Annotated in this window: 17 protein-coding genes and 1 tRNA gene; 12 read left to right on the top strand and 6 right to left on the bottom strand. The window is 53.5% G+C overall.

From position 1 onward, the window contains the following. The first annotated feature begins 57 nt into the window (after nt 1-57). Complete coding sequence (locus tag AC2D8O_RS06785; RefSeq protein ID WP_484678041.1) at nt 58-1,083, top strand: MBL fold metallo-hydrolase; 1,026 nt, start codon at nt 58-60, stop codon at nt 1,081-1,083. A 244-nt stretch (nt 1,084-1,327) separates the two neighbouring features. Here the strand turns inward: AC2D8O_RS06785 and AC2D8O_RS06780 are convergent, their stop codons facing one another. After that, nucleotides 1,328-2,389 carry an aminotransferase class V-fold PLP-dependent enzyme gene (locus AC2D8O_RS06780; protein ID WP_484678040.1) on the bottom strand — a complete coding sequence of 354 codons (1,062 nt, stop codon included), beginning with the start codon at nt 2,387-2,389 and terminating at the stop codon, nt 1,328-1,330. Nucleotides 2,390-2,447: 58 nt separating this feature from the next. On the opposite strand from AC2D8O_RS06780, the gene AC2D8O_RS06775 reads away from it, so the two are divergent. The 7 genes from AC2D8O_RS06775 to AC2D8O_RS06745 all read left to right on the top strand — a co-directional run bounded on the left by AC2D8O_RS06775 (nt 2,448) and on the right by AC2D8O_RS06745 (nt 9,054). After that, nucleotides 2,448-4,076: a tetratricopeptide repeat protein gene (locus tag AC2D8O_RS06775; protein ID WP_484678039.1), complete on the top strand. Its 1,629-nt coding sequence runs from the start codon at nt 2,448-2,450 to the stop codon at nt 4,074-4,076. Between the two features lie 77 nt (nt 4,077-4,153). After that, the gene (locus tag AC2D8O_RS06770) at nt 4,154-5,317 is read left to right on the top strand and encodes a DUF1573 domain-containing protein (RefSeq protein WP_484678038.1); all 1,164 of its coding nucleotides are present in this window, start codon (nt 4,154-4,156) and stop codon (nt 5,315-5,317) included. A gap of 149 nt (nt 5,318-5,466) precedes the next feature. Then, nucleotides 5,467-6,330 carry a monofunctional biosynthetic peptidoglycan transglycosylase gene (gene mtgA / locus AC2D8O_RS06765; protein WP_484678037.1) on the top strand — a complete coding sequence of 288 codons (864 nt, stop codon included), beginning with the start codon at nt 5,467-5,469 and terminating at the stop codon, nt 6,328-6,330. Between the two features lie 57 nt (nt 6,331-6,387). After that, complete coding sequence (gene mltG / locus AC2D8O_RS06760; protein WP_484678036.1) at nt 6,388-7,497, top strand: endolytic transglycosylase MltG; 1,110 nt, start codon at nt 6,388-6,390, stop codon at nt 7,495-7,497. A gap of 1 nt (nt 7,498) precedes the next feature. After that, entirely contained in the window at nt 7,499-7,924 is a 426-nt protein-coding gene (locus AC2D8O_RS06755; protein WP_484678035.1) for an acyl-CoA thioesterase, read from the top strand. A gap of 11 nt (nt 7,925-7,935) precedes the next feature. Further along, the gene (locus AC2D8O_RS06750; protein WP_484678034.1) at nt 7,936-8,934 is read left to right on the top strand and encodes a YihY/virulence factor BrkB family protein; all 999 of its coding nucleotides are present in this window, start codon (nt 7,936-7,938) and stop codon (nt 8,932-8,934) included. A gap of 35 nt (nt 8,935-8,969) precedes the next feature. Then, a tRNA-Ser gene (locus AC2D8O_RS06745) sits at nt 8,970-9,054 on the top strand. 15 nt (nt 9,055-9,069) lie between these two features. Here AC2D8O_RS06745 and AC2D8O_RS06740 read toward each other — a convergent pair. Continuing rightward, complete coding sequence (locus tag AC2D8O_RS06740; RefSeq protein WP_484678033.1) at nt 9,070-9,246, bottom strand: hypothetical protein; 177 nt, start codon at nt 9,244-9,246, stop codon at nt 9,070-9,072. On the opposite strand from AC2D8O_RS06740, the gene AC2D8O_RS06735 reads away from it, so the two are divergent. The 4 genes from AC2D8O_RS06735 (at nt 9,175) to AC2D8O_RS06720 (ending at nt 12,632) form a co-directional block, all read left to right on the top strand. After that, nucleotides 9,175-10,005 carry an RHS repeat-associated core domain-containing protein gene (locus tag AC2D8O_RS06735; RefSeq protein ID WP_484678277.1) on the top strand — a complete coding sequence of 277 codons (831 nt, stop codon included), beginning with the start codon at nt 9,175-9,177 and terminating at the stop codon, nt 10,003-10,005. The two genes, AC2D8O_RS06740 and AC2D8O_RS06735, sit on opposite strands and share 72 nt — an antisense overlap. Nucleotides 10,006-10,626: 621 nt before the next feature. Then, nucleotides 10,627-10,845 (top strand): hypothetical protein, encoded by a 219-nt coding sequence (locus AC2D8O_RS06730; RefSeq protein ID WP_484678032.1) that lies wholly within the window; start codon nt 10,627-10,629, stop codon nt 10,843-10,845. A 580-nt stretch (nt 10,846-11,425) separates the two neighbouring features. After that, on the top strand, nt 11,426-12,016 hold the full coding sequence (locus tag AC2D8O_RS06725; RefSeq protein WP_484678031.1) for a hypothetical protein: 591 nt from the start codon (nt 11,426-11,428) through the stop codon (nt 12,014-12,016). A 175-nt stretch (nt 12,017-12,191) separates the two neighbouring features. Then, nucleotides 12,192-12,632, top strand: a complete 441-nt coding sequence (locus AC2D8O_RS06720) for a S24 family peptidase (protein WP_484678030.1) — start codon at nt 12,192-12,194, stop codon at nt 12,630-12,632. Between the two features lie 609 nt (nt 12,633-13,241). Here AC2D8O_RS06720 and AC2D8O_RS06715 read toward each other — a convergent pair. The 4 genes from AC2D8O_RS06715 to AC2D8O_RS06700 are packed head-to-tail and all read right to left on the bottom strand — an operon-like array spanning nt 13,242 to nt 22,218. Then, nucleotides 13,242-16,304 carry a type III restriction-modification system endonuclease gene (locus AC2D8O_RS06715; protein WP_484678029.1) on the bottom strand — a complete coding sequence of 1,021 codons (3,063 nt, stop codon included), beginning with the start codon at nt 16,302-16,304 and terminating at the stop codon, nt 13,242-13,244. A gap of 10 nt (nt 16,305-16,314) precedes the next feature. Then, the gene (locus AC2D8O_RS06710; RefSeq protein WP_484678028.1) at nt 16,315-18,207 is read right to left on the bottom strand and encodes a site-specific DNA-methyltransferase; all 1,893 of its coding nucleotides are present in this window, start codon (nt 18,205-18,207) and stop codon (nt 16,315-16,317) included. A gap of 37 nt (nt 18,208-18,244) precedes the next feature. Further along, nucleotides 18,245-18,946, bottom strand: a complete 702-nt coding sequence (locus AC2D8O_RS06705; protein WP_484678027.1) for a DUF4391 domain-containing protein — start codon at nt 18,944-18,946, stop codon at nt 18,245-18,247. After that, a complete protein-coding gene (locus AC2D8O_RS06700; RefSeq protein WP_484678026.1) occupies nt 18,943-22,218 on the bottom strand; it encodes a helicase-related protein in 3,276 nt (1,091 codons plus the stop codon). The genes AC2D8O_RS06705 and AC2D8O_RS06700 overlap by 4 nt, the downstream gene beginning before the upstream one ends. Nucleotides 22,219-22,275: the final 57 nt, after the last annotated feature.

Below are 22,275 nucleotides of genomic sequence, written 5' to 3'. Positions count from 1 at the left end.
ACAGCCGAACGCATCGCCCAGAGCCTGTGTTTGCGTAGGTAACTCACCTCCGCTCACATGTTCCGCACATTCGGTGCCGCCCCTACCGGCACACAACTGGCCCAATTGCGCCAGTCGCCCCACTTCCGCGATGGCATCTTCCACAATCTGGAGGACACGCCCGTCCTGCTGCCCGAAGCCTCTTACATAAAACTAATGGGCGAGTGGCTCAAGCCCCGCCCCGAGACCCTGCCGCCCGGTCCGCTCCCCAGCCTCCGCCCCGACTTCACAGCCCTCCCCACCGACGGCCCCACCCTCCTCTGGCTCGGCCACTCCTCCTACTACCTCCAGCACCGTGGCTTCCGCCTCCTCGTCGATCCCGTGCTGTCGGGCTGGGCAGCCCCTTTCAACTTCGGCGCCAAAGCCTTCCCCGGCTCCGACGTCGTGGCCCCTGCCGACTTCCCCACCCTCGACCTCCTCGTCCTCACCCACGACCACTACGACCACCTCGACTACCGCACCCTCCGGGCACTACAGTCGCGCGTGCGCCATTTCCTCACCCCGCTGGGCGTGGGCGCACACCTCCGCCACTGGGGCATTCCCGCCGACCGCATCACCGAGCTCGACTGGTGGCAGACCTTCGAGCCCGCACCCGGCATCGCCCTCACCGCCACCCCTGCCCGCCACTTCTCCGGCCGCCTCTTTGCAAGGGGCCGCACGCTCTGGGCTGCCTATGTGCTTCAGCTGCACGACTTCCGCGCCTACCTCGGCGGCGACTCCGGCTACGATGCCACCTTCGCCCGCGTAGGCCAGCAGTTCGGCCCCTTCGACCTCGCCCTGCTCGAGGCCGGGCAGTACGGCGACAACTGGCCCTACATCCACATGCAGCCCGAGCAGACCGTACAGGCCGCCCGCGACCTCGGCGCCCGTGTGCTGCTGCCCGTCCACTGGGCCAAGTTCAAGCTCTCCACCCACGCCTGGAACGACTCCATCCGCCGCGTACACGCCCACGCCGCCACGCTGGCCCAGCCGCTCACCACACCCCGCATCGGCCAGCCTGTGTCCTTCGGCAGCAATCTTCCAACGGATGTTTGGTGGGAGTGAGGCCCCTCCCCCTACGTCTCCCGATTCATCGGGACTATCACCCCAACACGTCATTTCGAGCGCAGCGAGAAATCTACTTTTAGGCGGCTTGCCGCCTTCAAACCTCAACAGTACGAAGGGTTGCCTTCGACAACCCACAAGTAGATTTCTCAGAAAGGCTTCGCCAACCTTCGAAATGACGCACCGTCAGTCCCACGTCATTTCGAGCGGAACGCAGTGCAGCGAGAAATCTATCATCCCCCTTTCACCCCCTGAACCGCTCCACTAGCTCCCAGAGCGCGTAGAAATCGGCGTCGGCGATGGCCGGGAAGTTGGCTACCCGCAGCGTGGTGTCTTTCCACGGGCCGTAGCCGCCGCTCAGCTCAAAGCCGTGTGCCCCCGCCGACGCCTTCAGCTGCTTCAGCACCTCCGTCCGGCCCGTCACCGCCACCACCGTCCCCGACCGGCTGGCCTCGCGCTGCACCAGCGCCGACAGCAGCGGATGCCCGTCCAGCACGGCATAGGCATGCTCGGCCCGCTGCCGCAGGTGGGCGTCCACACTGGCGATGGGCGGCAGTTCGGCGGCACGCCGCGCCAGCAGCGCAATGCCCAGCATGTTGGGCGTGCACACCGTCTGGTGCTGCTGCGCCATGCGGTGCAGGTGGTACAGGCTGTCGAACCGCGCGGTGTTGCGCAGCTGCTCCACCCGCGCCACCATCCGCGGCGAGGCAAACGCTACCGCCAGTCCTGCCGGCAGCCCCAGGCACTTCTGCACCGACGCAAACCAAAAGTCAGCCTCGGCGTAGGGGTGCGCCACGCCCGCCAGACTGCTCACGGCGTCCACCGCAATCAGGGCTTCGGGGTGTGCCCGCCGCAGTTGGGCATATACACTCAGCGGCAGCCGGGTGCCGTTGCTGGTCTCGTTGTCGGTGAGGCAGAGCACGTCCACGGCACTTGGCAGTTGGCTCAGTACCTCTTCCACGGCTGTCTCCGGCGAAAAGCTGATCAGCTGGGCGGTGCAGCCTGCGGCTTCGGCATGCTGGTGCCACTTGGTGCCAAAGGCGCCAGACGCCACGTGCACACTGGGGCCCTGCGTGGCGTCGGTAGCCAGTGCCGCCCAGAACGCCGTAGCCGAGGGCAGCAGCCACACGGCGTAGTCGTCCGGTACGGCCAGGTGTTGCTTCAGGTCATGGGCCAGTTGGGCCATCTGGGTGCGGAAGGCCTCGCTGCGGTGATAGCGGCTCAGCATACCAGAGCGCAGCACCGCATCTATATGTCCGGGCAGGCTTGCGTGCAGCTGCGACGGACCGACGGAAAAGAATACCACGGCGTTAAGTTAGCGGAACACACCAATTCGGTGCGATTTTTGCGTTGGAAACCCTGTCATGAATCCTCTCTACTGCCTGCGTGGACTGTTCGTGCCCGCACTGCTTGCGGTGGCCCTGCCCCTCCACGCCCAAACCGACTATCTTCAGGAGGGCATCAAGGCCACCGATCTGGCCACGAAAGTGCAGCTGCTCACCCGTGCCATCCAGAACGCCCCCAGCGCCACCGCCTACCTGCACCGCGGCTATGCCTTCCTCTCACAGGGCTATGCCGACGCCGCACTTGAGGACTTCCGGAAGGGACTCGCCGCCCCAGGACAGGAAAACCCAGCCTCGTTCTATGCCGGAATGTCAGGCGGTTTTTTCCAGCGTGGCGAGTATGACAATGCCATCGTCTACGCCGACAAAGCCCTGGCCGTGGCTCCCACTTACGCCTATCCCCTCGGCCTCCGTGCGCAGGCGCTTATCAACCTCCAGCGCTACGACCAGGCCCTCACCGTCCTCGACAACTATCTCCGCCTCTCGCCGCAGGACGCCAACGGCCCCTTCTGGCGCGCCTTCGCCAACATGGGCCTCAAACGCTACGACGATGCCCTCACCGACATCGACCGCGCCCTCGTCATGCTGCCCGGCAACACCCAGGTGCTGCAACGCAAGCTCGTCATCCTCGACCGCCTGGGCCGCCAGCAGGAGGTATACGAACTGGCCCGCCGCCTCACCCAATTCGCCGACAACGACCCCCTCTCGCTTTCCAACATCGGCGTCATCTACCAGAACAACAGCGAGTATCAGCTCGCCATCGACTACCATGCCCGCGCCATCCGCATGTTCGAAACCCGCATGGCGCAGGACCCCGAGTACCGCAAGGCCAACCTCGAAAAGCTCTACAACATCTACCTCAACCGGGGCAATGCGCATTACATGCTCAAGAATTACAGCGCAGCGCTTGGCGACTACAACCTGGCCTCTCAAGCCTTGCCCAACCTGCCCGAAGCCTGGCGCCTTATAGGTCAGTTGCAGGTGCAGAGCCGAAACTATGCCGAAGCCATCACGGCCTATGAGCGCTGCTTCCGCCTCGCCCCCGACTCCAAGGACGGCTGGGTCAACCTCGGCTTCGCCTACTCCGAAACCGGCCGCCGCGACCTCGCCCTCAAAACCTACGACCGCGCGCTGGCCATCCCAGGCATCCTCAACCGAGGCCTGCTCCTCAACAACCGTGGGTTCACCCACTTCGAGATGAAGCGACCCGACCTCGCCCTTGCCGACCTCCGCGCAGCCATCGCCGACAATCCCAACCTTGCCATGGCACACATCAGCCTCGGCGAGCTTTACCTCGACCAGAAGCAGTATGCCGATGCCAAAGGCCGCTTCGACCACGCCCTCGACCTTCCAACCCTCGACGCCCGCGAACGCTGGACCGCCTACTACCGTCGCGCTCTGGCACAGGCGCTCCTCGGCGATACCGACCGCGCCATCGCCGACCTCCGCGCAGCCATCGACGCCGACCCCTCCTATGCCGACGCCTGGGAACAACTGGGAATCCTGCTGCTCCAGAAAGGCCAACTCTGCGACGCCCGCACCGCACTCCAGACCAGCCTTCAGAAAAAAGAACGCATGGACCGCGACCGCAAACCCGATGTGGCCCGCATGCTCAATGACATTGCCACCCGCAACCGAACCCCTTGTTGACCTCCGTCATTAACAAACCGTTCGCCCGTCGAAACCTCCGCACTTATACCTTTGCTTATCAACCTTCAGTCCGCCGCATGCTGAAATCTTTCCGCTTCTCCCTTCTGGCATTGGCAGCCTTTCTGGCTACCACACTTACCGTCTCGGCGCAAACCACGCCCGACATCCCAGAAGTTCAGTTCCAGAACCGCACCCACGACTTCGGTACGCTCACCGAGGAACAGGGCAATGCACCCCACATCTTCATTTTCACCAACAAGGGCACCCGCCCTGTTAAAATTGTGGACGTGAAGCCTTCCTGCGGCTGTACCACGCCCAAATGGTCTACCGAGGCCGTAGCCCCAGGCCAGACCGGCCAGATCGAGGCCATCTACTCCACCATCGGCCGTCCCGGTCCGTTTGAGAAGTCCATCCTCGTGCGCGTGAAGCTGGAAGGCGAAGAGGCTGAGCGTGTGGTAGTGCTCGTCATCAAGGGCACCGTCACGCCCCGCAAACCTACGCTCGCCGACCGCTACCCCGGCCGCGCCGGCAACCTCGCCTTCTCCGACCGCTCCAGCATGGTCAACCTCGGCGATGTCTTCGCTGGCCAGAAAAAGCAGGGTGTCATCAAGATAATGAATATGGGTGCCAACCCCATCACCGTCAAGCAGGTCATTGCACCCACGTTCGTTCAGGTGGGCATTGCCGCTGGCACCGTCCTTAAAGCTCAGGATACCCTTGTGGTACCCATCACCTTCGACAGCAAGGCCGCCAACGACTGGGGCTATGTCTTCCACTCGGTGCTGCTTGCTACCGACGACGTTGTGCAGCCTGAAAAATACGTCAACGTGGGGGCAAACATCACCGAAGACTTCACCCAGCTGACCGAAGCGCAGCGCAACAACCCGCCCGTGGCCTCTTTCGCCACCATGCAGCACAACTTCGGCACCATCACCAAAGGCCAGGTACTGCCCTACACCTTCACCGTTACCAACACCGGCCGCTCAGATCTTGTCATTCGCAAGGTAAAGCCCACCTGCGGCTGCACCGCTTCTGAGCCTACCCGCAGCCTGCTGAAGCCCGGTGAGTCGGCCGACATCAAGGTCACCTTCAACTCCGAGCATCAGCCCATGGGCATCGTTGAAAAATACATTACCGTTATCACCAACGACCCTCTCCAGCCTGTTATCAGCCTGGCTTTTCGTGCCGACATACAGGCTGCACAGGCCCCTGCCAGTGCCCCTGTACCTGCTGGTCGCTGATTCTGTCTACGGCTTATCAAGCCTGCACCCCTCTGCCGCAAACAGAGGGGTGTATTTTTTTCAGCCGCTGCATACCTGCCGCCCGCCGCCAACTCCTTAACATGCAGTCGTATTCCTGAATTCCGCCTGCTCTGCTCATGCTGCAATGGATGCTTAAATGGGGAGGTCGCATCCTCTCCACCCTCTTCGCCCTGAGTATTCTCTCGGTGATTGTCTTCCGCTTTGTGCCTCCGCCCATCACCATGATGCAGGCCGTGCGCGCCGTCGAGCAGTACAACGAAGGCAAACCCATCAGCATCCGGAGCAAGTGGGTCTCTCTCGACGAAATGCCCCCCGAGCTGCCACTCGCCGTTCTCCTTTCCGAAGACCAGCTGTTCTACGAGCATTGGGGCTTCGACTTCGGCAGCATCGAGAAAGCCGCTGCCTCCAACCGCGTCAGCAAAACCAAACGCGGGGCAAGCACCCTCACCCAGCAGGTAGCCAAAAACCTCTTCCTCTGGTCGGGCCGCGACTGGGTGCGAAAAGGCCTCGAGAGCTACTTCACCCTCCTGCTCGAACTCGTCTGGAGCAAGGAACGCATCCTGGAGGTCTACCTCAACATCGCAGAAATGGGCGACGGCTTCTATGGTGCCGAAATGGCCGCCCGCAACTATTTCGACAAGCCTGCCATCAAGCTCTCACGCCAGCAGTGCGCCCTGCTGGCCGCCATTCTGCCCGCCCCACGCAAATGGAGTGCTGCCACCCCCAACGGATACGTACGCACCCGCGCCGCCTGGATTGTCCGCGCCATGAAACAGAAGGCCACCGAGGACGCCCTGGATGCCGAACAGGCCGAGCAGACAGCAGAACAGGCAGCCATCTCAGGCAGTAAAAAGAAAAAACGGAAGAAAGACGACGACGCTCAGTCCGACTCCAATGCCCCCGAATCGGCCTCTGTCTCCATTCCTGTGCCCCTGGAGCCTGCGCCCGAACCCACGGCTGCCGACTCCGCCGCTATCGACGACGGTCAATAACCGCACTTTAGCCCTATTTTTGCGGCTCCAATTCACTCCGACCGCAACCTACTTCGGATGCCCTCCAAGCGTAATCCCAAGCCAGGAAAGCCAGGTGCCTTCCGGCGTTTTCTCTCCAGTACTCGTGGACGCCTCGTTCTCGCAGGAAGCGTGGTGGCAGTGGTACTCGCGGCCCTCAGCTTTTTTTACTTCTTCCTGCCCAACGCCCGCCCGCCCGAGCAGCCCTACTACCTCCATATCTACACCGGCACTACCTATCCCCAGCTGCTGGCCCAGATGAAAGAAGAGAAGGTACTGGTGTCTGAACACACTTTCCATGTCACCGCCCAGCTCCTCGGCCTTGACGAGCGCGTGCGCCCCGGCCGCTACCGCATCCAGCGCAACATCGGCAACCTCGAACTTGTCCGTAAGCTCCGCAACGGCAATCAGGATCCGCTGACCCTCAGCTTCACCACCGTCCGCACGCCCCAGGCACTCGCCAACAAGCTCGCAAGTCAACTCGAACTGCCAGCCGACTCCTTCCTCGCTGCTTTCCGCGATGAAGCCTTTCTGGCCAGACTCGGAGACGGCTTTACCCCGCAAACGGCCATGGCCTTCTGCATCCCCAACAGCTATGAGGTGTACTGGACCGTCCGCCCCAAAGCCCTCATCACAAAGCTGCATGCCGCTTACGAGCAGTTCTGGACTGCCGAGCGTGTCCGGCTCGCCGAAGCCCAGAACCTCACCCCCCTCAAGGCAGTGGTACTGGCCTCCATCGTGCAGGCCGAAACCTACCGCAGCGACGAGCGGCCCCGTGTGGCAGGTGTGTATCTCAACCGCCTGAAGATCAACATGCCCCTCCAGGCCGACCCCACTGTCATCTTTGCCGTGGGCGACTTCTCCATCCGCCGCGTCCTCAAGTCGCACCTCGAGACCGACTCGCCCTACAACACCTACAAGTACACTGGCCTGCCTCCCGGCCCCATCAACTGCCCCTCCCTCTCGGCCATTGAGGCCGTGCTGCACCCCGAGAGCCACAGTTACTACTTCTTTGCGGCTCGCCCAGACGGCTCCGGCTATCACAACTTCAACACCCTCGACAACTACCGCAACCACGTAAACCAGGCCAACAAATACCGCCGCCAGCTCACACGCCAGCAGCAGCAGGCCAAGGCAAAACGCAGTTGACATGATCGTTAACGAGACCTTCGAGCGCGTCCGCTACGCCGACACCGACCAGATGGGCTATGTCTATTACGGCAACTACGCCCGCTACTTCGAGATTGGCCGCACCGAGCTCTGCCGCGAAATCGGCGCCGTATACTCCGAAATCGAACGCGAAGGCTTCATGATGCCGGTGGTAGACATGTTTACCCGCTACTACAAGGCCGCTCGTTACGACGAGCGCCTCCGCATCGTCACCGAGCTCCGCGAGCTGCCCTCGCTCAAGGTCGTGTTCCACCACCGCGTCTACAACCAGGCCGATGAGCTTTGTGTCGAAGGCACCATCACACTGGTGTTTGTCACCGCCCATAACATGAAGCCCGTGCGCCCGCCTGCCCGTTTCGCCGACGCCGTCGCGCGCAATTGGGACGCGCCGAACCCGCTTCCATAGTATCTTACGGCATGGGGAAATGGAAAGACCGCCTCAAGCGGTGGAAACTCGTGCGCTGGGCCTGGACTGTCGTACGGCCCGCCGTGCGCTGGTGGCGCGCCCTTCGTATTTACCTCATGCGCACCACCCTGCCCGGCTTTCAGGGCCAAAGCGCCTTTCGCGTACTCAGCATTTTCTATAACGCCATCGTCGAGAGCGACTTCACCATCCGCGCCGCCGCGATGGCCTATAATTTCTTCTTCGCCCTCTTCCCCGCTCTCATCTTCCTCTTCTCCCTCCTACCCTACATTCCGGTAGACGATCTGGAGGGCCAGGTGCGCACCGCCGTCCGCGAATACCTCCCGCCCGACACCTTCGCTCTCGTCGAGCCCACCCTCCGTCAAACCCTTAACGAAGGCAGCCTCGGCGTTACACTCATCTCCCTGGGGCTGGTGCTCTTCGCCGCCACCCGCGGTGTCCGCAGCCTCCTGGCCGCCTTCCACAAAACAGAGGGCACCGCCTTTCGCCAACGCTATTTCTGGGAGTCTCTAATTCTAAGTCTGGGCATCTTCATTGGCCTGTCGGTGCTGGCCCTGCTGGCAGTTACCATCCTCATTGGCGGCGAAATCACGCTGTTCTACCTCTCCCAGCGCCTCCACCTGCTTGAGTCTTGGTCCTACGTGCTGCTCAGCGTGTCCAGCCTGCTGGTCAACCTGCTACTGCTGTTCGCGCTGGCCGGGTTCCTCTATTACTTTGTGCCAGCCCACGGACGGCGCTGGCGCTTCTTTTCGCCGGGTTCCATTCTTGGCGGAACGCTGCTCTTTCTGGCCCAGTTGCTGCTGCGCTGGTACTTCATCAACTTCGTGGACTACAACAAAGTTTACGGCACTCTGGCCACGGTGATGGTGCTGATGGTGTGGTTCTACTACAATTCCATCGTGCTGCTGCTGGGCTTCGAACTCAATGCAAGCATTGACCTGGCGGCGCACAGAAACGGCAACAAAACGCTTGCACAGGAGCGGGAAGGGTAATATCTTCGCATCGCGATTGCGACACACGCCCGCACAGAGGGATGGCAGAGTGGTCGATTGCGGCTGTCTTGAAAACAGTTGTGCCGAAAGGTACCGGGGGTTCGAATCCCTCTCCCTCTACTGAAAACCGCCCAGTCACACCGCTGCGGCGGTTTTTCTTTGTGGTGAGTCCGATTTCTGCCTGCTGGTCTGACGCTTCTTGAAAACCGCTACCAGTACAACGGCAAGGAATACCAGCTCATCGGCAGCCTCAACCTCGCCACCCTCGACTACGGCGCCCGCCAGTACGACCCCGCCCTCGGAAGATGGCATGTGATTGATAGATTTGCAGAGAAATATCATAACTTGAGCCCATATCATTATGGTGCAAATAATCCAGTATTGTACATGGATATAAACGGCGATAGCATTAAAATAGCCACCGAGCATAGAGAAATTTTCCTAGCGCAATTAGGAGCGGCTTTTGGAGAAAAAAAATCCCAATTTACTTTCAATCAGTCAGGCTTTTTGACTTTTCATGGAAACAGAAATGAGTTTAAAGGAAAAGAAAGAACAGTTTTTGAAGGAGTCGCAACACTTATGGATGAAACGAGAACTACAAATATAATATATGGAACAGAAGCCACGTTAACAGATGAAAATGGAAATAGCGTGAATTTTAATACAGCCGATCATGGAGGCGAGGCTTCCGCAACCGCTGAATTTTTAAATTCTGAAGCAAAAAAGGCAGGCTCTCAATTCACAACAAATCAAAATTTTATTCTAATTGACATGAATGCTCCAACCAATTTAAACGTAAATGTCCCAACAGCGATTTTTTACCAAAATATGGGCGAGCTAAAGCCAGTCCTTAATTTCACTCCCAATGTTCAAGTTCAAACGAACCCGACCATCAATGTTTTCCATGGAATTGGGCATTTAATTAATGAAGGTAGATCACAAGACAGAGTAATTGACTATGAAAATGCGTTTAGGTCAATATACAAAACACAAAACTCTGAAGGAGTTTATCAAAATACTCCTTTAAAGAAACGTCCATATGATCAGAATCACAACCTCTACAAAAAATGAAAATAATTACAATAGCCACATTGGCCCTCATTTTATATTACAACAGCTCTCAAGCTCAAGATAATTTCTATTGGAACAGATCTTACTGCGCTAATATTATAGGCGAAGAGACTCTCAAAAAAAGTAGCTATCATGAATTAATTATTGAACATTATACAACAGACAGCTTAATAATTGTTAAGTTCATAAACTATTCCAAAGATACATTATTTATTCTTTCATCTTTTTTAGACAACAGATCTCTAGAAAACGAAGAATTATATCAAATAAAGAAAAAAAGTCTTTTCGTAAATTTCACACCATTGATCAATTATTTAAATACAGATAGGCATCGTATTTTTTTTCCTAGCATTAAATTAAAATTTTTTATTTATGATTTCATTTGCTTACCTCCACAAACCGAAAAAAATATACTACTACGAAAGAAATACATCTACCAAAAGATTACAAATGAGACAAAGAAAATCGTTCTAAGATTCGCATTCTACAAGGATATTAGTAGTATATGCAATAAACTAGATCATTTAAACAATAACAAAGGAATACGTCAAGCAAAAAAATATAAAATAACATGCCTAATTATCAACAAAATTTAGCTAAAAGTATAAATACTTAGCTTACTTGACAATATCCTTTGGCTTCCGCATCGGCAACCACACCGCCGAAACCCCTGGCTACGAAAACCGCTACCAGTACAACGGCAAGGAATACCAGCTCATCGGCAGCCTCAACCTCGCCACCCTCGACTATGGCGCACCTGCCCTACCAGCACACCTCCCGCCGCTTCTCAAAAAATCTCTCAAAATCCTGCCTCAAAAACGCTCGAAAAACCTAGCTTAGACCCACAATCTGGGCTTGTTGAGGCACTTTGGCGACTCCAAAAATTGTCCCTCTCCCTCTACTGAAAACCGCCCAGCCACACCGCTGCGGCGGTTTTTCTTTGTGGGGCCGGCAGATTCCAGACCGCAAGTTGTCAGGCTAAGTATCCAGCCATTATCTTGACAGAAGAACCAAGCTGAACCTTCGATAAATCTGACTGGCGTCAACAATGACTCGCTTAGCAGCAATAACCCTCACCGAGTGTGCCCCCATCTACTAATCCCCATTTTGAAGTAGTTACATTAATGACTGGAAACCTTGGCCTAAAAGCTCATGGTTGTTTTGAGATAATCTAGATTTCAGATTCATGAAATCGAATAATTCCTGCCAACTCAGAAAATGAAAAACCAACTAATAACTTATAAACACAGTACTCACAAGAGTCACTACACTACATCATACTAATTAAATATAATCCAATTTTAATCAGTACGACACTGGATGCAAACAATCGTAACACACTATCTTGCAAAGATACCCTAACACATTGGCGCTACTGCGGTAACCCGAAATGGCAATTTAACCCCTTTCCGATTTTTTAATGAAAACTTTTTTTTCAACCGCACTCATCGCATCCATCGCATTTTCAATTGCCTATGGGCAAGAAAATAGCGATAGCACTTCTTTTCGAGTAAAACCAGAACCAAAATATATTTCGCAGGAAATATCTCCGACATTATCTAATCTTTTAGACGAAAAGCTAAAGTATGCTGTACGGTCATACATTAAGAAAAATAAAACCCCGAAAGATCATTATATTATCATTGTTAATAATGAGGATTTAATATCAATATTTTCAGACAATGGATCCCTTTCAATAATTAATACTTGTTATTATTCATATTCAATGCTAGACAATCATTTATTACTTTTCTACAGTAATAAAGAAAAATCATATTCAATAATACCTAAAGAAGAGAGAGAGATGTTGCTAAAGTTTATGTACAAAGTAAGCAAAAAAAGAGTCTTCAGCGAAGCAATAAGAACTGGCTATGGGTCCGATGGCGAGGAAATGGTACATATCGTTTGCTACAGAACTAGTATGGGAAGCCTATTACCAGTTAGGGTCAGTCTCAACATAGCGAACTTAGTATTAGACACCTATCTATTTAGTTGTAACCCGCAAAAATAACTGCAATGCGGGTGTCTCCCGTACGGACTACATTCGAGTAATTTTTCTCTCTTCGAGCTCGACATGCATTGCGAACAAACAGCACACCTCCCGCCGCTTCTCAAAAAATCTCTCAAAATCCTGCCTTAAAAACGCCAAAAACTAGCTTAAGACCACAATCGGGGCCTGTGGAGGATTGGTTACAGCGTCTCCTGCTGGAACACGGTATCTCCCGTTCGCCTCCATCCAAGCGCAGGCCGGATTTACGGAGGCAGTAATCCCGCATGAGCATATCCAATACTGGGAGCGCATTGGCATTCCGGAAATTCAGCGCCTGCCGGAGGACGCCTTCGCAATTGAGGTAGTGGGCGACAGTATGACGCCCCGCATACAGTCCCGCGACCATATTGTCGTCTCTCCAGTTGACTCTGGCAAGTGGGCAGACCTTACTACTGGCAAGATCTATCTCGTATGCTTCGGCGACAACCTGGTGGTAAAGCGCATCCGCAACCGTATCCACACAGCTGGAGAGGTGGACCTTATCAGCGACAACTACCTCTACGAGCCTCAGACCATACCCCTGAAATCTCTACGACAGGTTTTCAAGGTGCATATGATACTTTCCCGCCTCGATTGAGGCCCTTCTGGCCCTCAGTAGTGCCGTCTGCGCCTCACTATAACCCGATTTTCCCTCAGTAGGGAGGGATGTTTCCACGGTCGTCAACATATCCTGAAAATACATTAATACTGCTTAAATAGAACAACCATTTTGTTATAAAGCAAAGCGAATAAACTAGCCACAAATAATCTCTAAGACTGTTCTTTAAATTCTTATGCCATCATTTGATTTTCAATTCGTATTAGCAAATACATATAAGCCCGGACACACAATCTTTTACAATACTATTACAAGTTCTTATTTTCTATTATTGTTTATTTTAGAATTGAAATATATTAAGATGCAAATAATCACTTAAGACTTCAATAGCATTTTAAACCAAGGCAGCTCAAAATTGCTTAAAGATAATCATTCAGTAAGTGCCCACTCTCTCTTCACAAACAAAAAGTCCCAGCTAGGATCGGGGCTTTTGATACTGGTGGAACTAATGCATCAAATTTCTAACGTTATGATCGAAGATTTGAAGAACACAAGGCAGTACTTATAATGTTTGCATAAATACAACGGAAGCATCTAAAACTAGATGCTTCCGTTTTGCATTTCCAAAACATGATTAGATGTAATCTGCTAATTATTGCCTGCTACAATTTCCATTAACCTGACGAAGCTATCCACCACGTCATACTTAACGTTCTCCGGAGCAAAGCGGCGATTCATCTCCTCAAAGAACTTGCGGGCGCATTTGATTTTTGTCTTCTCAATCTCGCGCAGATCCATCGATGACATTGAGCCCTTGGTCTCGGCAACAAAGTAGATGTGCTTGACACTGCCTTCCTTGAAGCTAATGGCCCAGTCAGGATTGTAGTCGCCAACTGGCGTCGGGATCAGGAAGCCTCGAGGCAACTTGGCGTACACGACCACTTCTGTACTGGCCTCCAGGGCATCTGCGAATTCACGCTCCGTCTTCACTCCGGAATCCGGTAATACGTAATCGTAGATGTGGTGCTTAGACGTTTTAACCGCATTGCTGAAGTCCTGCTTGGTCTGCCCGGCGGTGAAGATGTCAAGGTCGAACTTTTCTTCGATCGGGTCGTATGCCAGATGCTCGATGATGATTGTCGCCTTCTGCTCATTAATGAGCCGAATCGCCTCGGCAATGAAATTTTCCGGGTTGGTTTTGAACTGCGCAAAGACAGCGTTGTTGATCCCTTTGAGCACTTGCGCCACCGTCTGGCGGGTTAATTGCGTGCCCTCCGCAAGCTTGCCAATCAGGTCGTATTTGACCGCAGAGTGGATAGAGTTTCGATTTGTTTCGGTTGCTGAGTCTTTCAGCTCAAAGGCATTGCCGCTAGTCATTCCCTCGTAGGTAACAGCTTCTGACTGCTCTCCGTGCTCGATAGTGTACTGAAGCGGCGTTACGCGCAAGCTGGTGTCCAGCTCTTTGACTGCCTTCTGCACCAGCTCATTTGAGTCGAAATCGACACTGTAGACCGCCTTACGGTTGATGCGGTTCCACAACTCCTTGAACTCCTGCTTTTCGAAATTGGCGTTTAACGGGTTCTTCTTCGAACGCCGGTCGTCGCCGATTTCTGGCAACAGGCTCTCACTGAAGACGCTATCCACGAGCTTGAACACTTGCTCAGCCAAAGGCAAAAGCTCAGCTGGCAACGCTGCAAGCATCCCATCCCTCTTAGCCTGGTGGTACTTTTCAGTAATGTTACGCTTCCTGTCAACGTAGCCGTTTTGAATAAGGTAGAACTCAATGTCAGCCGCTTGGTCCTCCGTCAGGGCAACCTGTCCGGTGGGGGTAGTCACCATCTTGCCAGTGAAGAATGCCTTGTCTGCCACACGCGGGCGGGCGGACAGCGACTCGCTGATGTCCCTCTGTAACGCCTTGACGAAATCCTTGTAGCTCTCGCTGGCAATCACGGTCAGCACGTTCACGTCGTGAACGGTGGCCGGGTTATCCATCCGGTCGCCCTGCTGATTGACAGACAAACGCAGGCCGCGCCCGACTTCCTGGCGGCGAGAGATGGTATTATCGCTGTGCTTAAGCGTACAGATAACAAACACGTTCGGGTTGTCCCAGCCTTCGCGCAAGGCCGAGTGCGAAAAGATGAACCTCACTGGTTCAGTCAATGACAGCAGCCGCTCCTTATCCTTCAAGATCAGGTCATAAGCGCCCACGTCTTCCGATTGCCCCGCGTTCTCACCGCGCCTCACAACTTCAGGATCCACCTGCCGCTTGCTCCCTTTGTCGATAGAGAAGTAGCCGTTGTGGGTCTTGTTCACCTGGATACCTTTAAGGTATTTGACGTAGGGCGTCTCAAACAGACCCAGTACCTCGTTCAGGTAGCGCTGATATTCTTCTTCAAAGATGCGGGCGTACTCGCCTTTCTCATCTGGCGCGCTGTAGTCTCGGTATTTAACTACTTCGTCGATAAAAAACAGTGTAAGCACCTTCACCCCCTGCTGGAACAATGCCTCTTCCTTCTCGAAATGCGCCTTAATAGCCTCGCGGATTTGGATTCGGCGCAGCGTAGCTTCGGAGACATCGCCAATCGCATCCCCAACTGTAAGCTCAACGCCGTTGGTGAAACTCAGGGTGTCTGTGTTCGCGTTGATATCCGTCACCACATAGCCGTCACGGTACTGATCCAACTCCCCTGAGAGTTCGAACAGGTTGTCGCCCTTGCCGAGTTTGCGCACCACACGCTTGATACTCCCACCAGCCAGTCTCTGTTCGAATTCAATGCGGGCCTCAGGCGGTTTCGTGGTTGATATCTCGATAGATTGCAGATACAGATACCCCGCCGTGCCTGCCAGCCCCTTCACTGAAATACCGCGAACCGCGATCTTCTTTACCAGCTTTTGATTGTAGGCATCTAGCGCGTCTAGCCGATACACCTTGTGGTGCGTGGTTTTGTGGGTGGCCGAGTAGCGAAGCACCATCAGCGGCTTGAAGTTGGCAAGCGAATCCAGCGTCTTACCGCCCTCCATCTTCTGGGGCTCATCCAAAATCAGAATAGGCCGATTGGCACTGATTACGTCGATAGGCTTGCGAGACTGGAAGTCGTCCAACTCCTCGTAAATGCGCCGGTTGTCCTTGCCCGATGCATTAAATGCTTGCATGTTGATCACCATCACGTTGATGCCAGCATCCGACGAAAAGCTCTCCAACTCGTGCAACTCCTTGGAGTTATAGATGAAAGGACGCAGCTTCTTCTGGTAACTCTCCTGAAAGTGCTCGGAAGTAATTTCCAAAGACTTGGCAACGCCCTCTCGAATGGCAATGCTTGGCACGACGATGATGAACTTGCTCCAGCCGTACTGCTTGTTCAGCTCGAAAATCGTCTTGATGTAGCAGTAGGTCTTGCCGGTGCCGGTTTCCATCTCGATGTCGAGATTCACCCGCGCAACTTTGGTCTTAACCAGCACATCCGACACCGGCAGGTTCTGCCGTTGCTGCACCTTGCGGATGTTGTCGAGTAACGCGGCATCCGACAACATAAGGTCGGCATTTTTAAACCCCACTTCCGTAAACAGGTTTTCAGCTCCCTTCTGGGCCTTGCCAGGGTCAATGCGGTAGCTGATGGCTTGGCGGGTGGCTGGCGGCTGCCCGGCAAAGCAGTCTACCACCGCTTGGACGACAGCGGTTTGGTAGGCTTGGGTCTTGAACTTGAGCTTCATGGCTGCCCCCTCAGATGCTTTTAATGTCAGTGCTGGGAGAAAGCAGCTTGAAGATCTGCGCCACGTTGATCTTCACGGCATCGGAGGCAAAGCCTTTGTCGCGGAACACCACGCGCAACGGTTTGTGTGTGGCCAGTTCCTTGACGAAGGCTTCGTCCACACCGCCCTTGGCATCGAAGCAGGCAGCCAGGGCGTTGCCATCTACAAAATACACCGCCTTGCCCTGGATGGTGGCCTGCGTGATGGGCAGCGCCAGGTCCACCCCCCAGTCCAGCATTACCTGGAAGAGCAAGTCCTCAGACGTGCGGTCGGGCTTGATGTTGTCCACGAACAGGTCGAGCGCCCCTTTCTCAAGCGCATCAGGCGCGTAGTACACATCAGCCATGTTGGAGGTGTCAATCTTGAGGACGCGGAAGCCGATGTCCTTGTTCCAATTCGCGTGACAATCCCCTTCTAGAATCTTTTTGCCCGCCCGGCGGATGCGTTCCTTGCTAATTTCAGCTATCGTTCTGTAGCCCGCCTTGGCTGCTTCGGTATCGGGTGCACAAACCTCGGGCAGCTGCACCATAATGAAGCGTCGGTTGCCGCCATCCTCCGCGTTAAGTTGCATAACTGCATGAGCTGTTGTAGCGGAGCCAGCGAAGAAATCGATGAGAATGTCATCTTTTTTAAGATTTGCTAATTTTATTAGCTCCATGATTAATTGTTTGCTTTTGGGATTATCAAACGGCAAATCAATTTCCTTACTAATCTGAGATACTTCAATATCAGTCCAGTTGCTTGTACGTAAACTTGTTGATGATGGCGCTATCCAATGTTGAACTCCTCCATTTTTACCAGTTCCGCCTGGAATTCGGCGAATAAACTTGGTTATGCCACTTTTTAACGAATACTCTTCTATGGTCATTATTTGTTCAAAATTATCTAAAAAATTCTGATAATTTGAAATTGCAATATCTGCCTTCTCTTTAGATGTTCGCCATTGGCCTGTCTGTGGTGTAAAACCTAAAATATCGTATCGCATAGTAGGCCTATCAGCATTGCTCCAAAAGACATCCCACTTTCCTTTTGTTGGGGCATCTTTCTTTTGCATTTGCAAAGCCTGCATTAAAAAATTTGTACTTTTTGCATATACTAAGATATATTCAAAACCCACATTCATGCTGACAAGGCCATCATCTGCGAATTGCGAATTGAGACTCTTTACCCTTCTTCTTACAAGAATTGTGTTTCTAAAATTTTCTGCCCCTATTACTTCATCACACAACTTCTTAAGGTTTGCTTGCTCTCCATCGTCAACACTAATAAAGATAACCCCGTCATCCTTTAGCAGATTCCTTCCCAGCTTCAGTCTTGGATACATCATAGACAACCAATCAGAATGAAGCCTCCCATCGGCCTCTGAATTCTGAACTAGGCGATTACCTTTTTCATCCTTCTGATTCGATCTTTTCAGAAATTCCGCTGCGTTCTCAGCAAAATCATCCTCGTAAATAAAATCATTGCGAGTGTTGTAGGGGGGGTCAATGTAAATCATCTTCACCTTGCCCAGGTAGTTTTCCTGCAAAAGCTTCAAGGCATCCAGGTTGTCACCCTCAATGAACAAGTTCTTCGTGGTATCAAAGTCCACGCTCTCTTCACGCACCGGACGCAGGGTTTTAGCAACCGGGGCATTGGCCGTAAGAAGTGCTTGGCGCTTGCCGGGCCAGTTGAGGTGGTAGCGCTCCTGCGGGCCTTCTACGATGGACTCGGATAGCTCCTGCCGCAGCTGGTCAAAATCAATGGCCAACTTCACACTACCATCTGCGCCCAGCGCCTCTGTTACACAGCTGGGGAACAACTCACGGATACGCGCAATGTTGTCTTCGGTCAGGTTGGGTGAGTGCATCTTCAGTTTATCCATGGTCTTATCAGGTATCGTTGTTGGCCGCTGTTGTGGGTTACTGGCTGAGGCGTTCGAGTTCTGCTGTCAGCTGCCGCACTGCTGCGTTGATCTCTACCTTGCGGTTGAATTGTCGTTCCTGGCTTAAGCGGGACATGGTTCTGTCCAGCTCACGCTGCTTGGCCTGCACCAACGCGATACGTGCTACGAGCTCGTCCAGTGTTTCTTGTGGCCGGGCTGCGAGCGGCATTAGCTGGTACAGTAGCTGTTCGTACAGCCCCCCCAGATGTAGAGCAACGGGCATTCCAGTTCGCTCGGTCGTCATGGGCAACCAGTCCGTTGCAAAATAGTCAGAAATTACCCAGCGGCTGGCATCTGCTTCGCCACCCGACAGCGAGGGGCGTTTGTAAGCAGCAACCACTTGTACTTGGTTATTCGATGTTAGCTCAAACAGGATGGGGAATGGGATGGCGCTGTCGATGCACCGCAGCACATCCGGGTGAAGGTCCGCTGTTTTGAGCTGAAGGCTGAATACTTGTATTTCTGAAACACCTGGCCGCTCGGACAACCGAATGGTTTCAGGGGCCAGTTTATATGCCCATACGATTTGCTCCACCTGTTTGGCAAACAGGTCCTTGAGTCGTGTCTTTGCGCCGCTGCGTTCGTAGATCTTGGCTTTGGGCACCACGCGGCCAACAGCCGCCTGCTGTGGGTACGCCATGAGCACCATCTGCCGGGATGTTGGGACAATTCGGTTCATTCCTCCCCCCTTATCACCAAAAAGGCAATCAGTTCAAAGTCGTCCAAACCCGAAATGACATTGGTGAGCGCCGTCGTTTTTCCACCGCTGAACAAGCTGTCCACATCTTTTTCTTCTTTCACATTCACAATCGACCGAATGGCTTTGCCCAGCAGGTCAGAATAAGTCTTCATCCGGCGGCCGTCGTCTGTTTCCTGGTTGAAGCGCTGGCACAGTTGGGTAACAGGTTGGTCCAGACCCTTGCAGCAGGTGCGGACAAAGTCAAGCAGCCGTTTAACCTCGGTGTGGTTTTGGATGACCTCTCCTTGCTGATTTATATAAACCAGATAGTACGGATGCAGCCGGTTGTGTTGGTTGAAGTTGACATCAGCATTGCGGTTGCGCAATGTAAAAATCACACCTGGCTGCAAACCTATTTTAGGTTGCGCGGGTACTACAGCGTGCATACCGTTAGGCATGTTGCCGGGTTCCCCATTGGATTTGACATAATTGATCAGATCCATGCGGAAGTCGTTCAGTCCCAAGTCAGTGATTGATATGCCTGTCTTCAGATCTTCCAGCTCGATAACCTCTTCTTGCAAACGGCGCAGTTGCTCCCTGCGGTAGGACATGTCATTTGCTTGAGCCGAAATGACGTTATCGTCGCCAGTGGCTGTGACGTCCACAATCATCATCCGGTTTTCGACGCGTTCCTTCAAATTGATGTATTCATCCAGCGAGATATCGGGCCAATAATTTACCAACTGAATGCTGCTATTGGGCGAACCGATGCGGTCCACACGTCCAAATCGCTGAATAATCCGCACCGGATTCCAATGGATGTCGTAGTTGATGAGATAGTCGCAGTCCTGAAGGTTCTGGCCTTCGGATATGCAGTCGGTCCCGATGAGTAGGTCGATTTCCGCCTGTTCACCCGGCAGCACGATAGTCTTTTCCTTCGAGCGTGGCGAAAACAACGTCAGCAATTCCTGAAAGTCATATGCCTTTGACAAGGTCGATTTAGGTCGGTCGCTGCCCGTGACCTTGGCGGAGTGCAGCTTCAAGGCCTCCAGCACAGGGGCCAGATTGTCGTACAGGTAGTCAGCGGTGTCTGCGAAGGCGGTGAAAATCAGAATCTTCTTGTTGTCAGGATTGATGGGACTGGCAATCTTGCTCAGCACCTGCCCCTTGAGGTGCTGAAGCTTGGCATCGTCCTCGGGCGTGATCTTGGCCATTGAGGCCAGCAGCACCTCGATGTTGGCGAGATCGACCTTGAGGTCGTGCTCCCATGAGGGCAAGTCCATGTCAGCCAAATTGATCTTAACCTTGCCTCCGATGTCGTCGCCCCGGCCGAGTTCATCAAGCAGATCATCATCATCAGAATCAAGGTCTTCCAGCGCGTCCGTCAGGTCGCTTACGCTGTTGCCACTGCCTGTTTGGTTGAAGGTGGCGATTTTGGCGAGCGCACCCTGATGATTGGCTTGCAGGGATTGCAGTGTAAGCCGAAATGACTGCACTGAGCTTTCCAGCCGCTTGAGTAGATTGGTTGTCATCAAAGCTTGCAATCCGGTTTCACGGCCTTCCAAGCTCAAGTTGCTACCCGCTTCCCCAGGCTGAAGTCCGTCGAGTTTCATGTATTGCTGTCTCTTACTAGCAAGAATATAGTGCGCTGGAGTATAGATAGAAAGCTTCAGCTGGGACAATTGATTAAATATTTCGTTGAAGCTCATGACGTCCGGGCGGGTGGTCAAAGCGCAATGGAACGACAAGGGCCTACGACGTTCCGGGAAGTGGCCAATGTCCTTTGTGTCGTAGAAGGTTTGGATATGTTTTCGCGAGCGCGCGATAGTAACGCTGTCCAACAACTCAAAAAAATCGAACTCCAGGGCATCCAGAATGGCGCGCGGCGTGCGCTTCTCCGGCGGTAACTTCGACCAAGCATTGAATGCTGCCTGCGCGTTCCTGAAAATTTCCTCAATCGATTTGCTAGTACGTAGCTTTTTACTGAGGTTGTTTGAGTCGCCTTCGTAAGCAAGTGCAAGCTGATTCCGCAGGTCAGTAAACCGGTTGTTGACCGGGGTAGCCGAGAGCATCAGGACTTTGGTCTTCACGCCTTCGCGGATGACCTTGTTCATGAGTTTCTGGTAGCGGCTTTCCTTGTCTTTGGAGGCGTCATTATTGCGGAAGTTGTGCGATTCGTCCAAGACGACGAGGTCGTAATTGCCCCAGTTAATGCGGTTCAGTGGCGTGCCAAACGATTCGCCGCTGGTGCGGGAGAGGTCGGTGTGCGCAAGGACATCGTAGCTGAAACGGTCGCGAGCGAAGATGTTGGTCTTGAGGTTGCGGTTATAGTTAAGCCAGTTGTCCGCCAACTTTTTCGGGCACAACACCAGAACGGACTTGTTACGCAACTCGTAATACTTGATGACCGCAAGCGCAGTGAAGGTCTTGCCGAGGCCGACACTGTCAGCAAGGATACAACCGTTATAGTTCTCAAGCTTGTTTATAATGCCAGTGGCCGCGTCCTTTTGGTAATTGAAAAGCTTGTTCCAAATGAGAGTGTCCTGATAGCCGGTGCGGTCATTGGGCAAGACATCCTCATTGATGTCCTCAAGGAACTCCTTAAAGATGTTGTAGAGCATCAGGAAATAAATGCTCTCCGGCGTGTTCTCCTGATAGACCGAGGCGATGTGCTCGCAGAGGTGCGCGGTCACGTCTTCCAGCTTTTCAGGATCATTCCATATCTGATCGAACAAGCTCAGGTAAGTGGCCACAAAGTGCGTCTCGTCAATCTTGTTGACGAGGTTGGAGACTGCATTACCTTGCTGATAGCCCAGATCGACGGCAGTGAAGCCATGCAATGGCATGTATGCTGTATCGGCGCCATCAGCCTTCACGCATGCGAATTGCTGCATGGGCGCTTTTGTGCGATTACTCCTGAACTTGGCCTTGCGCTGTATCCAATCGGCACACTCCTTGGCCACAGCTCGCTGGGTCAGCTTATTGCGCAGCTGGATTTCAAACTCGCTGCCGTATAAGCTGCGCTCGCGGTCTAGCCTAGGAATGTGGAATTCCTTGCGCTCCTTGCGGATTGCGTCCGCGACCTCATTAGCAACGAACGTGGGCGAGGTGAAGATAAAGTCGAGCCCGTCTATCTTCTCCAACTCGGCTTTAAGGGACTCGAAAGCGTATATGGAGAAGCATGAGGCCGCTATCTTCAAGCGGGCACCCGGAGCAAGTGACTTCTTAAGATCGTCTCCAAGCAAGGTGTTAATGTTGTCAATTATCTTCATCTCCTAAGGTCAAAAGAAGCACGCATGTGGCAATTCTGCGTGTTAGTATTAAAGTTA

Source organism: Pontibacter sp. T17 (assembly GCF_057219875.1).
This window is presented reverse-complemented; position numbering and strand designations above follow the sequence as displayed.